Annotated in this window: 10 protein-coding genes; 5 read left to right on the top strand and 5 right to left on the bottom strand. The window is 68.9% G+C overall.

Annotated features, from left to right (window positions below; all coding sequences use genetic code 11):
* Nucleotides 1-11 precede the first annotated feature (11 nt).
* The 3 genes from ACSYDW_RS03925 (at nt 12) to ACSYDW_RS03915 (ending at nt 4,206) form a co-directional block, all read left to right on the top strand.
* The gene (locus tag ACSYDW_RS03925) at nt 12-1,622 is read left to right on the top strand and encodes a phytoene desaturase family protein (RefSeq protein ID WP_438337404.1); all 1,611 of its coding nucleotides are present in this window, start codon (nt 12-14) and stop codon (nt 1,620-1,622) included.
* 146 nt (nt 1,623-1,768) lie between these two features.
* Nucleotides 1,769-2,545, top strand: coding sequence for a cyclase family protein (locus tag ACSYDW_RS03920; RefSeq protein ID WP_438337403.1), 777 nt, complete (start codon nt 1,769-1,771; stop codon nt 2,543-2,545).
* Nucleotides 2,546-2,547: 2 nt separating this feature from the next.
* The gene (locus ACSYDW_RS03915; RefSeq protein WP_438337402.1) at nt 2,548-4,206 is read left to right on the top strand and encodes a thiamine pyrophosphate-binding protein; all 1,659 of its coding nucleotides are present in this window, start codon (nt 2,548-2,550) and stop codon (nt 4,204-4,206) included.
* A 64-nt stretch (nt 4,207-4,270) separates the two neighbouring features.
* Here the strand turns inward: ACSYDW_RS03915 and ACSYDW_RS03910 are convergent, their stop codons facing one another.
* On the bottom strand, nt 4,271-5,149 hold the full coding sequence (locus tag ACSYDW_RS03910) for an ArsR/SmtB family transcription factor (protein ID WP_438337401.1): 879 nt from the start codon (nt 5,147-5,149) through the stop codon (nt 4,271-4,273).
* A 248-nt stretch (nt 5,150-5,397) separates the two neighbouring features.
* Between ACSYDW_RS03910 and ACSYDW_RS03905 the strand changes: the two genes are divergently transcribed.
* Complete coding sequence (locus tag ACSYDW_RS03905; RefSeq protein WP_438337400.1) at nt 5,398-6,660, top strand: MFS transporter; 1,263 nt, start codon at nt 5,398-5,400, stop codon at nt 6,658-6,660.
* A 208-nt stretch (nt 6,661-6,868) separates the two neighbouring features.
* Nucleotides 6,869-7,858: a hypothetical protein gene (locus tag ACSYDW_RS03900; protein WP_438337399.1), complete on the top strand. Its 990-nt coding sequence runs from the start codon at nt 6,869-6,871 to the stop codon at nt 7,856-7,858.
* A 100-nt stretch (nt 7,859-7,958) separates the two neighbouring features.
* Here the strand turns inward: ACSYDW_RS03900 and ACSYDW_RS03895 are convergent, their stop codons facing one another.
* From ACSYDW_RS03895 to ACSYDW_RS03880, 4 genes are read right to left on the bottom strand one after another with little or no spacing between them, the layout of a single operon-like run.
* Nucleotides 7,959-10,355, bottom strand: a complete 2,397-nt coding sequence (locus ACSYDW_RS03895; RefSeq protein WP_438337398.1) for a bifunctional salicylyl-CoA 5-hydroxylase/oxidoreductase — start codon at nt 10,353-10,355, stop codon at nt 7,959-7,961.
* A 44-nt stretch (nt 10,356-10,399) separates the two neighbouring features.
* Nucleotides 10,400-12,031 (bottom strand): AMP-binding protein, encoded by a 1,632-nt coding sequence (locus tag ACSYDW_RS03890; RefSeq protein ID WP_438337397.1) that lies wholly within the window; start codon nt 12,029-12,031, stop codon nt 10,400-10,402.
* Between the two features lie 51 nt (nt 12,032-12,082).
* Nucleotides 12,083-12,952 (bottom strand): acyl-CoA thioesterase, encoded by an 870-nt coding sequence (locus ACSYDW_RS03885; RefSeq protein ID WP_438337396.1) that lies wholly within the window; start codon nt 12,950-12,952, stop codon nt 12,083-12,085.
* Nucleotides 12,949-13,431 carry a cupin domain-containing protein gene (locus ACSYDW_RS03880; RefSeq protein ID WP_438337395.1) on the bottom strand — a complete coding sequence of 161 codons (483 nt, stop codon included), beginning with the start codon at nt 13,429-13,431 and terminating at the stop codon, nt 12,949-12,951. Before ACSYDW_RS03880 ends, ACSYDW_RS03885 begins: the two co-directional genes overlap by 4 nt.
* Between the last annotated feature and the right edge of the window lie 4 nt (nt 13,432-13,435).

The raw sequence follows: 13,435 nt of genomic DNA, 5'->3' as shown, positions 1-13,435 counted from the left end.
GAGAGGAACACATGGAAACCGACTACGTCGTGATCGGCTCGGGCATCAACTCGCTGGTGGCCGCCGCTGAGCTGGCGCGCAGCGGGGCAGGGGTGGTGCTGCTGGAGGAACAGGGGAGGATCGGCGGGTTCATCGACTCCGGGGAGTTGACGGTCCCGGGGTTCACCCACGACACCTTCTCCTCCTGGCACCCGCTCTTCGTCTCCGGGGGCGCCTACGCCGAGCTGGGCCGCGAGCTGCACGCCCGGGGCCTGCGCTACCGCAACACCGAGGACGCGGGCACGCCCTGGGTCTGTGCGAGCATCGGCACCGACGCCCGCGGGCGGACCGCGGCTGTCTTCGCGCAGCGCGACCCCGCGGCCACTGCCGAGGCCTTCGCCCATGCCGCGGACCGCGAGGCCTATGCGCGCCTGCTTGAGGAATTCGGGGACCAGGCCCCGGTCGTCTTCGGGGCGCTGGGCAGCGAGATGTCCCTGTCCAATGCGGCGAAGCTCGGCTACAAGAGCGTCCGGATGGGAATCGGCAAGGCCCAGCGGCTCATCCGCCAGGGACTGATGAGCGGCCGCAACCTGACCCGCAGCACCTTCGCCGGGAACGAGGTGGACCAGTTGTGGGCGCCCTGGCTGCTGCATGCGGGGATCGGCCCGGAACAGGCCAGCGGCGGGGTCATGCTCCCGGTCATGGCCGCGAGCATGCACCAGTTCGGGCTGCCCGTGGTCCAGGGCGGGGCCGCGCGGTTCATAGCGGCCTTCGAGTCGCTGCTCACCGACCACGGGGTTCAGATCCGCACGGGGACCCGCGCCCAGGGCATCGTCGTCGCCGGAGGACGGGCGGCGGCAGTGAAAACCACAGCCGGGACCTTTACCGCGCGCCGGGGGATCCTCGCCTCCGTCTCGGTGCCGCAGCTCTACGAGGAGCTGCTCGAGCCCGCCGCGGTGCCGGAGCAAACCCGTGCCGAGGTCCGCGCCCACCGGCCGGGCCGCGCGGCAATGCAGGTCCACGTGGCGCTCGCCGGACCCGTGCCGTGGAGCGACGCGCGGCTGGCGAGCACCCCGCTGATCCACATCTCCACGGGCTCGGATTCGACGGCCATCGCGTGCGCCCAGGCCGAGGCCGGGCTGCTGCCGGCGGACCCGACCATCGTGGTGGGCCAGCAATGCGTGCTCGACCCCTCGCGCGCGCCGGAGGGCCGGGCGACACTGTGGCTGCAGCTGCAGGAACTGCCGTTCGAACCCGTCGGGGATGCCGCAGGGGAACTGGACACCAGCGCCGGCTGGGACGAGCAGCTCACCGACGAATACGTCCAACGGGTGCTGGGCAGGATCGAGCGGTACGCACCCGGCCTCGGGGACCTGGTGCTTGGCACCAAGGCCTTCAATCCCCGGCAGCTGGCCGGGGCCAACCGGAACGCCGTGGCGGGCGACCCGTACGGGGGAGCCGCCGAACTGCACCAGAACCTGATGTGGCGCCCGCTGCCGCGCCTGGGCAAGGGGCGCTCGCCGGTCAAGGACCTCTGGCACATCGGGGCGGCAACGCATCCGGGCCCGGGCCTGGGCGGCGGCTCCGGGCACCTGGTGGCCCAGCAGCTCATCCGGAGGAAGCGCAAGCCCACACGGAAGTGACCGGGATGCGGGACGGGTCTTTTGCCGGTGCCGCTGCACTGGTACATTGACACTGAATTCAACAAATCTGACGATCGTCACAATATTTCGATAACAAATTCCCCGGCGGACGCGAAGGCGCCCCCTAACCGAACACTGGAGATTCGATGAGTCCTGTACACAATGTCCTGGCGTCGCTGGCCACCGGTGCCGTTGAAGTCCTCGATCTGACGGCCCCGCTCTCGTCTGACACCCCGACGCTGGTGTTGCCGGAGCCCTTCTCCAACCTCATCGACTTCCGGCTCGACGAGGTCTCCGCCTACAACGAGCCAGGCCCGTTCTGGAAGCACCACAACATCCACACCGGCGAGCACATCGGCACGCACATCGACGCCCCGATCCACTGGATCTCCGGGCGCGAGGGCAAGGACGTCTCGCAGTTGGACCCCGCCCGCCTGGTGGGCCCGGCCGTGGTGCTCGACTTCAGCGCCGAGGCCGCGGCGGACCCGGACTTCCTCATCGACATCGAGCACCTGGTGGACTGGCAGGAGGAACACGGTGCCTTCCCCGCCAACTCGTGGCTGCTCTTCCGCACCGGGTGGGACAAGTACGGGCATGACAAGCAGGCCTTCCTGAACCTCGACGAAAACGGCTCCCACACCCCGGGCTTCACCGCCGAGTGCGCCAGGTGGATCGCCGAGGAACTCGAGATCTCCGGCATCGGCGTGGAAACCGTGGGCATCGACGCCGGCAACGCCGGCGCACTGAACCCGCCGTTCCCGATGCACTACTTCCTGCTGGGGGCCGACAAGTACGGGATCACCTCGCTGAAGAACCTGGACAAGCTGCCCACGCACGGGGCGATGGTCGTGGTGGCCCCGCTGCCGATCGTCGGCGGCACCGGGGCACCGACCCGCGTGCTGGCCATGGTCGGAAAGAGCTGAACGTGAACGTCGCGCAACTTGTGGGCAAGACACTTGCCGAACTCGGCGTCGGCCACTGCTTCGGCGTGGTGGGCTCCGGGAACTTCACCATCACCAACACCCTGATCGAACAGGGCGTCCCGTTCACCGCGGCCCGCCATGAGGGCGGCGCCGCGACAATGGCCGACGCCTTCGCACGCACCAGCGGCAAGGTCGCGCTGCTCTCGGTGCACCAGGGCTGCGGGCTGACCAACGCCGCGACCGGCATCGGCGAGGCGGCCAAGTCCCGCACCCCGATGATCGTACTGGCCGCCGAGGCAGCACCCTCGGCCGTGTACTCGAACTTCGCGATGGACCAGGACGGATTCGCCGCCTCCGTCTACGCGGTGCCCGAGCGCGTGCACTCCGCGGCCAGCGCCGTGGCCGACACCGTGAGGGCCTACCGCCGTGCCGTGAACGACCGCCGCACGGTGGTGTTGAACCTTCCGCTGAACGTCCAGGCGCAGGAGGTCACCGAGGCGCAGGCCCACCTGCCGGCGTCCATCGCCCTCGCCGAACCGATCCGCCCCTCGCGCGCCTCCGTGCAGCAGCTGGCCGGGCTGCTCGCCGCGGCGCAGCGCCCGGTGTTCGTCGCGGGCCGCGGCGGCCGCGGGGCCCGGGCGGAGATCCTGGCCCTCGCCGAGCACGCCGGCGCCCTGGTGGCGACCTCCGCGGTGGCCAAGGGACTTTTCAACGAGGACGAGTTCAACCTGGGCATTTCCGGCGGGTTCTCCTCCCCGCTGGCCGCGGAGCTGATCACCGGGGCGGACCTGGTCGTCGGGTTCGGCTGCGCATTGAACATGTGGACCATGCGCCACGGCCACCTGATCGGTGCCGGGGCCAAGGTAGTCCAGGTGGACCTCGAGGAACAGGCCCTGGGCGCCAACCGGCCCATCGACCTGGGCCTGGTGGGGGACTCGGCGCAGTGCGCCGCCGACGTCCTCGAGGCCCTGGTGTCCAGGGGCATCCAGACCCGCGAGGGCTACCGCAGCGCCGCCGTGGCCACCCGGATCAAGGAGTCCATCGACTGGAACCAGGTCGACTACGTGGATCTCTCCGGCGCGGGTTTCATCGACCCCCGCACGCTGACCAAGCGGCTGGACGAGCTGCTGCCGGCCGAGCGCATCGTCAGTGTCGACTCGGGCAACTTCATGGGCTACCCCAGCCAGTTCCTTTCGGTGCCCGACGAGTTCGGCTTCTGCTTCACGCAGGCCTTCCAGTCCATCGGCCTGGGCCTGTACACGGCCATCGGCGCCGGTTTGGCGCAGCCCGGGCGCATCCCGGTGCTGGGCACCGGGGACGGCGGCTTCCACATGGCGATCGCCGAGCTGGACACCGCGGTGCGGTTGGGCATGGCGCTGGTGTGCATCGTCTACAACGACGCCGCCTACGGGGCCGAGGTGCACCACTTCGGGATCGAGAACCCGGACGCGGACATGGCCTCGGTGAAGTTCCCCGACACCGATTTCGCGGCGATCGGCCGCGGCTTCGGCGCCGACGGCATCACGGTGCGCACGCTCGCGGACCTGGAGGCCGTGGGGGACTGGGTTGCTTCCAACCCGTCCCGGCCGCTGGTCATCGACGCGAAGATCGCCTCCGACTCGGGCTCCTGGTGGCTCGCGGAGGCCTTCAAGGGGCACTGAGCCGGGCTGCGGCGCCGGCCTCCGAAGCTCATGGGGGCCGGGTAGTACGGCATGCGATGCCGTGCTACCCGGACGTGGCTGCCCCCAGCAACGCCGTTCCCAACGGGCTTTGGAAGTAGAGCATGCTATGTCCGTACCTGGTCGAGGTGAGCAGACCGACCTTCCGGAGCGCGCGCAGGTGTTGGTTCACCGCAGATGCGCTCATCCCGAACCGGATCCCGAGTTCCGTTGACGACGCCGGGGTTGCCAAGGCCGTGAGCAGGCTTGCCCGTGTCCGGCCCAGAACCTCCGCAACCGCTGGGGGGTTGTCGACGCGCTCCGATTCCCACATGGCGCCCTGTCCTCGAGCCGGGTACAAGACCATGGGGGCCTCGTCCAGGCTGATGGGCGCCGAGGCCCGCCTCGTGAACATTGTGGGAACGAGCATGACGCCGCGGCCGTCGATGCCCACCGATCGCTCGGTGCGAATCGTCGCCAGGTGGATGCTCAACCTTGACTTGTCGAACGACATGGCCGCAGAGACGTCGTTCAGCATCGCTGCCAGGCCCGCCCGGGCAGCGACCCTGCCCCTGTGGGTGATGTCGGCTTCCAGGATGGTACGCATGCGAGGCCAGTGCGGGGCGAAGCATGCGTCCCAGTATTCGCGCAGGGCCGCCACCATGCGGCCGATCGCCGATTGCGGGGACCCGCGGAAAACACGGGGCACATGCCCATGGATGCTTTCCAGCTGTTCGATGAAGAGGTCCGGGGAGATCTTGGCCAACTCGCCGAGCTCATCCTCAATGCGCGTCAGCGGCGAGGTGGGGTGCGGGTTGAGGAAATCCGGTGTCCACAGCCGGTCGTTGACCAGTCCGAGCAGGAGGTCGAGGTTGAGATTCTCTCTCGCCTCCCGGGTGCGCGACAGCCAGGGAAGCTGGAGCGGGTAGCGGCTTGGGTCTTTCACCGCACGCAGCGAAAGACCCAACTCACAAAGCGGTGAGATCCCGAAACGGATGATACCGAGGCCGGCATCCCCAAGCTCGTAGTGCAACATGAAGCCATACGCTACATCAATTCCGGCGTGCGACGTGGTCGTGGGAAAAATGTTCCATGTCAACAACACGCACCCCAGGCCAGGAATCGGATTTCCTTCCACAGCGGAAACCCGGGAAAAAACCGCCCCGGGGATTCCTCCGACGCCTGGGCGACCCCATGTCCGACCCCGTGCTGCGGATCCTTGTGGTGACCACGCTGATCAGCCGTGTGGGGCGCGGGGTGTTCCTCGCGGTCACGGTTTTGTACATGACGTTCGTCATCGGTCTTTCGGCGGGTGAAGCTGCGACGGTTCTCGCTATCTCGAGTGGGGTGGGAGTGGGGACGTCGTATCTCGGGGGCCGTCTTGCGGACAGGCTCAGCGCCAGGCGCTTGTTGTTCACCCTCATGGGCGTCGAGGGCCTGGCCTTGCTTTGCTACCCGCTTGCGGCGGATTTCACCGGCATCCTGGTAGTTGCCTCGGTGGTATCGGCCGTGGGAAGTGCGTCGAACGCCACGCGCATGGCGATAGTTGCGCGTGCCTTCGAGGGGCCGGCGAGGGTTGACACCCGCGCCATCCTGCGGACTGTGACGAACGTGTCGATAGCACTCGGCGCCGCCATTGCCGGGGTGGCGCTTCTGGCCGACAGCGCGGCGGCCTACCGCATTGTGATGATTGGTGCGGGGGCCGTGCAGCTGGCGGGCATCGTTCCCGTGTGGAAGCTGCCGCGACGCGTTGATGCGCCGGCACCGGTGCTTGTGGCAGGGGTTTCCGTTGCGGGCGGGCCGCCGGAACGGGTTCGCTCACCGTTCAGGGACCGGCGATACCTGCTATTGACGGCGCTGTCCGCCGTCTTTGGAATGCAGTTCGGCCTCGCCGAGGTCGGCGTTCCGTTGTGGATTGCCCACCACACCCATGCCCCGACTGCTGTTGTTTCGGTCCTGCTGATTCTCAACACCGTGGTGGTGATTCTGTTCCAGGTACCGCTCTCCCGCGGTACCGATGATGTGCGAAAGGCAGGCAAAGTCGTGGCCCTGGCCGGGGTCTTGATAGCAGGGGCTTGCCTTGCCTACGGGCTGTCCGCCGGTGTTTCGGTGGGCCCGGCCGTCGTGCTGCTGCTGGTGGCTGCTACGGCCCACGCATTCGCCGAAGTCTGGTCGCAGGCCGGAACATGGGGGCTCTCCTTCGAATTCGCCAACCCGTTGAACCCCGGCGCCTACCAGGGCGTATTTGCCATGGGCGCCGGGCTGGGGTCGATGTGTGCCCCGCTTGTCATCGCCGGGACGGCGCTCAGGTTCGGGCTCGTCGGATGGGCTGCGCTTGCCGTGGTGCTCCTGGCTTCGGCCCTGGGCATCTCGGCCATGGCCCGGCGCGAATCGCGGAGCCGTGTCGCAGTGGAACCACAGGTGGAGGGCCCGAAGGGCACAGCCCTCCACGGCTGAGTGGCCACTGGCGCCGGATGGAGGGCGTGGATGCCCCGCCTGCCCGCGACGTTGCCCCGGCCGTCAACATCGGTTCCGGAAGGGGCGTCGGACGGGCACCGCGGCAATGCTCCCCGAGGCCACGTACCATCTAGTCATGGCGTTAATCGACGTTCCTGGGGGAGCAGGCCGATTCCGCCTGGTAGGCCCCGAACAGAGAGACCCGATGGTGACAGACGACGATTTCGACTTCAGCGAACTGGCCCTGGCCTTCACGGGGCGGGTGCCCGACGCCGTGGAGCGCGTCCGGCAGGCGCTGGCCCCGCTGCGGGTCCTGGGGCTCGTCGAAGCCCCGCAGTACATGGACCGCACGACGGTGGTGAACGTCATCCTGGCCGGCGACGAAGGCGACACCGTGGAGGTCGTCGACGCGCACGGGAATGTGGAAACGCGGCCGCTGGGACAGGTGGTCGACGGCCGATTGATCGCCGCGCTCCGCCCCGAAGTGGCCTTCCTGAACGACGAATGCGTGTACGGTACGCCCGCACCCGGGGGAGACCGCGAGGAGCCCGCTCCGTCGTGGGCGGTCTTTGCCGGGCCCGGCCTGCGTGCCGAACACCTGGTCATCGCCTCGGCCAAGGACAAGAGCGCCCGGTGGCGGTACTGGGAAGAGGGCGGCTGCGGGTTTGCGCACTACTCCGGTGAACGGCGCTACCACCTGTTCACCTTTCCCGCGGAGGCGGGAACGGTCGTGCAGCTGTTGCCCGACGGGCAAGACCTGGATGCGACGCTCTTCGCCGACGCCAGGCGGCTGGACATGGTCTTCAGCGAAGGCGCCGTCCCGATCACCGGGTTCCCCGAGGGCAGCGCCGCGGCGCAGCGGCTTGCGGCGTTGTGCGCCGAGTGGTCGGGCTTCACCCGGGAGACCTTCGACGAGCTCGCGGAGCTCACCGGCAACCCGCGGGCGGCAGCAGCCCTCGAACGCACGCTGCGCAACGGCACGGCCCGGCAGGCCCTGGGTGAGTTGCTCGGGAACGTGGGCATCGGCCGCGGCGCGCTTGACTACGGACTGCAGGGCAACGTCCCGGATGCGGCACGGAGCATCGACCCCCGGGGCATCCTGGAGCGGGTAAAGGTGGTGCGCGCGGAAATCGAGGCACGGACCGGGACCCGGCCCTCGTTCTTCACCGCCCTGAAACGGCTGCGCACCGGCACCTAGCGAAGGAACCGCAGCGGGGCCGGCATTGAGGAACGCAGGAAGGGAGTGTCCCGACCCGCCGACGGCGGACCGGGACACTCCCTTCCTCATGTGCCCGGAGCTAGACGCTCGGCACCAGGTCGCCGGCGGCGGAGTCCTTGGCCGGGATCCAGCGCAGGTGCACCTGCTCGTCGACCTGTTCCTCCTTCAGCAGCGAGAGGCGCGGGCGGACAGCGTCGGTGCGCGCGCTCGGCGGCTTGCGGCGCCCGGCCTTGAAGGGCAGCGGCCAGCTGGCGCCGGCCCCCGCGTAGTCCTGCTCGGCGGCGGCCTGCAGCGTCCACTGCGGGTTGTACAGGTGAGTGCGGCCCAGGGCCACCAGGTCCGCGCGGCCGGCCAGCAGGATCGAGTTCACGTCGTCGTGGGAGGAGATGGCTCCCACGGCGATGACGGCGACGCCGGCCGCGGCGGCCACCTGGTTGCGGATCTTGTCGGCGAACGGGGTCTGGTAGCTGCGGCCGAAGGCCGGGCGCTCGTCGCGCACGATCTGCCCGGAGGACACGTCGATCGATTCGATTCCGTGGTCGATGAACGCCTGGGCTATCGCCAGCGCGTCCTCCTCGGTGTTTCCGCCCTCGACCCAGTCGGTGGCGGAGATGCGGGCGCCGAGCGGCTTGTGCGCCGGCCAGGCGGCACGCACCGCGTCGAGCACCTCCAGCGGGTAGCGCAGTCGGTTCTGAAGCGATCCGCCGTACTCGTCGGTGCGCCGGTTCGAGAGCGGGGAGAGGAACGAGGAGAGCAGGTAGCCGTGGGCGGCGTGCAGCTCCAGCAGGTCGAAACCGGCCTCATCCGCGCGGCGGGCGGCGGCCACGAACTGCTCGCGGACCGTATCCATCTGCTCGCGGGTGATCTCCGCCGGGACGTGGCAGCCCTCGCCGTAGGGGATCGCGCTGGGGGCCAGCACTTCCCAGTTGCCGGTCTCCAGGGGTTCGTCGATGCCCTCCCACATGAGCTTCGTGGAGCCCTTGCGTCCCGAGTGGCCGATCTGCGCGCCGATCTTGGCGTTCGAGTTGGCGTGCACGTAGTCGGTGATGCGCTTCCAGGCGGATCCCTGCCCGTCGGTGTACAGGCCCGTGCAGCCGGGGGTGATGCGGCCGGTGTCCGAGACGCAGACCATTTCCGTCATGACCAGGCCGGCGCCGCCCATGGCCTTGGAGCCCAGGTGCACCAGGTGGAAGTCGCCGGGCACCCCGTCGACGGCCGAGTACATGTCCATGGGGGAGACCACCACGCGATTGGCAAGTTCCAGCTGCCCGATCCGGTACGGCTGGAACATTGCCGGGGCGATCTCCGCGGCGCCCGCGCGTCGGGCGAAGTCGGCGTCGACGGTGTCCGCGAAGGCGGTGTCGCGCAGCTTCAGGTTTTCGTGGGTGATGCGGCGGGAACGGGTGAGCAGGTTGAAGCAGAACTGCACCGGGTCCTGGTCCTTGTACTGGCCGATGTTCTCGAACCACTCCATGGACGCCTGGGCGGCGCGCTGGGTGGATTCGACCACCGGGCGGCGCTCGCTCTCGTAGGCCTCCAATGCGGCCTCGACGGAGGAGTGCTCGTGCAGGCAGGCGGCCAGGGCCAGCGAGTCCTCCATGGCCAGCTTGGTGCCGGAGCCGATGGAGAAGTGCGCGGTGTGCGCGGCGTCGCCCAGCAGCACGATGTTCTCGTGGCGCCAGTGCTTGTTGCGCACCGTGGTGAAGTTGATCCACTTGGAGTTGTTGGTCAGCACCCGGTGCCCGGCGAGTTCCTCGGAGAAGATCGCGGTGATCTTCTCGACGGCCTTCGTATCGCTGACGCCCGGGGCGAAGACCTCGTGCTCGGTCTCGTCGAAGCCGGCGGCGCGCCAGACATCCTCGTGCATCTCCACGATGAAGGTCGATCCCTCGTCGGAGTACGGGTAGCCGTGGATCTGCATGGTGCCGGCGTCGGTCTCCTTGACGAAGAACTTGAACGCCTCGAAGACCTGGTCGGTGCCCAGCCACATGTACTTCGACACGCGCGGGTCCAGCGAGGGCTTGAAGGAGTCGGCATAGCGGGCGCGGATGGCAGAGTTCAGCCCGTCCGCGGCGAGTACCAGGTCGTAGCCGGCGGAGAGTTCCTCCACGTCCGGGGCCATGGTGGAGAAGCGCACGTCCACGCCGAGCTCCAGGCAGCGGCGCTGGAGCAGTTCGAGCAGTTCCTTGCGGCTCATGGCCGCGAAGCCCTGGCCGCCGACGGTGTGCATTTCGCCGCGGAAGTGGATGTCGATGTCGCTCCAGCGGGCGAAGCGGCGGGACATGTACTCGGCGACCACGGGGTCCGCGTTGCCGATGCCGCCGAGGGTCTCGTCGGAGAAGACCACGCCGAAGCCGAAGGTGTCCGATGCCGCATTGCGTTCCCAGACGGTGACCTCGTGGGCCGGGTCGAGTTGCTTCATGAGGGCCGCGAAGTACAGGCCGCCGGGGCCGCCGCCAACAATTGCGATTTTCATGGTCAAGTCCTTTCGTTGGTCCCTCGCGGGGACCGGGGGGGAAATCAGGAGGCGTGGGTCTCGGTGAACGATTCACGCAGCTTGAAGTGCTGCAGCTTGCCGCTGGGGTTGCGGGGCAGCTCGTCGACGAAGCGGATGTCGCGCGGGTACTTGTACGGGGCGATGGTGGCCTTGACGAAGTCCTGGAGTTCCTTGACCTTGTCCGCGTCGCCCCGGGCGCCCTCGACGAGCACCACGAACGCGCAGACCACCGATCCGCGGCTTGCATCCGGGCGGGCAACCACGGCGTTTTCCAGCACGTCGGGGTGCTCGTTGAGCGCCGCCTCGACCTCCGGGCCGCCGATGTTGTAGCCGGAGGAGACGATCATGTTGTCGCTGCGGGCCTGGTAGACGAAGTAGCCTTCGTCGTCCCTGAGGAAGGTGTCCCCGGTGATGTTCCAGCCGTTGGCGACGTAGTTGAGCTGGCGCTCGTCGTCGAGGTAGCGGCAGCCGGTGGGGCCGATGACGGCCAGCCGGCCCACCTCGTTGGCGCCCAGTTCATTGCCCTCCGCGTCGAGGATCGTCGCGCGGTAGCCGGGGATCGCGGTGCCCGTGGCGCCGGGGCGGATGTCGTCTCCCGCCGCCGAGATGAACACGTGCAGCAGCTCGGTGGAGCCAATCCCGTTGACCAGGCGCAGCCCCGTTTCCTCGTGGACGTGCTGCCAGGTCTCGGCGGGCAGGTGCTCGCCGGCGGAGACCGCGACGCGCAGCCCGCGCAGCAGGTCGGCCTTGCCCTCCTTGAGGATGGCGCGGTACGCGGTGGGCGCCGTGAAGAGGATCGTGGCCCCGGCGTCCCGGGAGAGCTGGGCCAGCTCCACGGGGGTGGTGCGTTCGGTCAGCAGCGAGCTGGCGCCGAAGCGCAGGGGGAAGACCACCAGGCCGCCCAGGCCGAAGGTGAACGCCAGCGGCGGCGAGCCGGCGAAGACGTCGTCCGGGGACGGCTGCAGGATGTGCCGGGCAAACGTGTCGGCGTTGGCCAGGATGTCCCGGTGGAAGTGCATGGTGATCTTGGGGGTGCCGGTGGTTCCGGAGGTCGGCCCCAGCAGGGCGACGTCGTCCGCGGCGGTGTCCACGTTGGTGAACTCCCCGGACTTGGCGGCGGCCCGCGCCACCAGGTCGTCGGGAGCGCCGGAGCCGACGGGGATGACGGGGTAGGCGCCGGCGGCGGCGGTGGCCGCGTCGTCGGTGAAACGGTGGTCGCTGAGCATCAGCGAGGGCTTGGTGAGCGCCGCGAGCTTGGCGATCTCCTGGGCGCGCAGCGCCGGCATGGTGGTGACGACCACGGCGCCGGCCTTGATGACGCCGAGCCAGCAGGCCACCAGCCAGGCGTTGTTCGGGGCGCGCAGCATCACGCGGTTGCCCGGGACGATCCCGAGGTCCTCGGTGAGGACCTGCGCGACCTGGTTGGCCCGGGTGAGCAGCTCGCCGTAGCTCAGCGAGGATCCGTCCGGCGCCAGCAACGCCGGGCGGTCGGCGCCGAACGCCGCCACCGCGTCGTCGATCAGGACCGTTGCGGCATTGAGCCGTTCGGGGTACTGCAGTTCCGGAAGCGTGAACTCCAGCGTCGGCCAGAGCTCGTGCGGCGGCAGGTGGTCGCGGGTGAAGGTGTCCTGGTGCGCCGTAAGGGATAGTTCCATGTCGTCTCTTTCCAAGAGTCGGTTCTCAATGGTTCTGTGGAGCTGGTGGGGCTAGCCGCGCGGTCCGCGGATCATGCCCTCCTGGGCGACGGTGGCCAGCAGCCGGCCGTCGCGGGTGTAGAAGCGGCCCAGGGCCAGTCCGCGGTTGTTCTGGCTGGAGACGGCCTCCTGGACGTAGAGCACCCAGTCGTCGACGCGGCCCTCGCGGTGGAACCACATGGCGTGGTCGAGGCTGGCCGTGACAAGGCCCTCGGTGCTCCAGGACAGGTTCCGGGTCCGCAGCAGCGGTTCCAGGATGGTGTAGTCGCAGACGTAGGCCAGTGCCGCACGCTGGGTTATCGCATCGTCGGGAAGCTCGGTGAATGCCTTCACCCAGACCGCCTGGTGGGCGGTGTTCGCGCCGCCGACCTCGAGGTACATGGCACCCGGGACGTGGCGCATGTCGAAGCTGCGCCCGTGCGACCAGTACTCCGCCGCTGCGCCCTCGGCCCCGGTGAGGACCTCGGAGGCGCTGGCCAGGGTATCCGGGTCCAGATCCAGGTATTCGGCCGGTGCCGTGGAGGCCTGCTCCGGGCCGGACTCCGGCACGTGGAAGGAACCCAGCGCGGTGTAGACGGCCTTGCCGTTCTGGAAGCCGCGGACCTGGCGGGTCGAGTAGCCGCGGCCGTCGCGCATGAGCTCGACCTCGTAGCGGACCGGCACGTGCATGTCGACGGGGCGCAGGAAGTAGGAGTGCATCGAGTGCAGCTCACGGTCCTCGCCCACCGAGCGCATCATCGCCGCCGCGCCCTGGGCCACCATGTCCCCGCCGTAGGCCTTGGGCCAGGGGACGTATTGCGGGACGGCGGTGAACGCCTGGTCGAAGACCTCGGCGTCGCACGCCGTCAGGTCGATGGCGTCGAGGAAGATCTGCGAGCTCATGCCCGGCGGTATCCTTCCAGGGATTCGTCCGCGACGTCCTCGAGGTTCACGACGATGTTCTCCGGGGTGCGGGCCGTGAGCCAGACCAGGTCCTCGGTGATCGACATGTTTGCCTCGACGTGCGGCATGAACGGCGGGACGAAGACCCAGTCGCCGGCGGTCATGTCCAGGTACTGCTCGTAGTTCTCGCCGAAGTAGATGCGTCCGTGGCCGCGCAGCACGTAGCCGCCGGTCTCGGCCTCGCCGTGGTGGTGCGGCAGCGAGCGGTAGCCGGGGGTGTTCGAGACCTGGCCGAACCAGATCTTGGTGGCCGGGGTGTGTTGGATGCTGACGCCCGAGACGCGGATGCAGTCGCCGGACTGCGCGGTGTTGGTGTCCTCGGCGCCCGCCCGGGTCACCACGGGAACGACGATGCCGTCGGCTCCCGCGTAGATCGAGTTGTCGCCTTCGGTGCGGTAGATCACGGGGGTGCTGCTCATGGGA

It is taken from the genome of Paeniglutamicibacter selenitireducens (genome assembly GCF_051550675.1).
In the GTDB taxonomy this organism is placed as follows: Bacteria; Actinomycetota; Actinomycetes; order Actinomycetales; family Micrococcaceae; genus Paeniglutamicibacter.
Note: the sequence above shows the minus strand (reverse complement) of the source record. Positions and strands in the feature narration are given on the sequence as shown.

What these genes read in the sequence shown, in the direction of transcription:
- ACSYDW_RS03925 (WP_438337404.1), top strand. Translation starts at nt 12, where the DNA reads ATGGAAACCGACTACGTCGTGATCGGCTCGGGCATCAACTCGCTGGTG.
- ACSYDW_RS03920 (WP_438337403.1), top strand. Translation starts at nt 1,769, where the DNA reads ATGAGTCCTGTACACAATGTCCTGGCGTCGCTGGCCACCGGTGCCGTT.
- ACSYDW_RS03905 (WP_438337400.1), top strand. Translation starts at nt 5,398, where the DNA reads ATGTCCGACCCCGTGCTGCGGATCCTTGTGGTGACCACGCTGATCAGC.
- ACSYDW_RS03895 (WP_438337398.1), bottom strand. Translation starts at nt 10,355, where the DNA reads ATGAAAATCGCAATTGTTGGCGGCGGCCCCGGCGGCCTGTACTTCGCG.
- ACSYDW_RS03890 (WP_438337397.1), bottom strand. Translation starts at nt 12,031, where the DNA reads ATGGAACTATCCCTTACGGCGCACCAGGACACCTTCACCCGCGACCAC.
- ACSYDW_RS03885 (WP_438337396.1), bottom strand. Translation starts at nt 12,952, where the DNA reads ATGAGCTCGCAGATCTTCCTCGACGCCATCGACCTGACGGCGTGCGAC.
- ACSYDW_RS03880 (WP_438337395.1), bottom strand. Translation starts at nt 13,431, where the DNA reads ATGAGCAGCACCCCCGTGATCTACCGCACCGAAGGCGACAACTCGATC.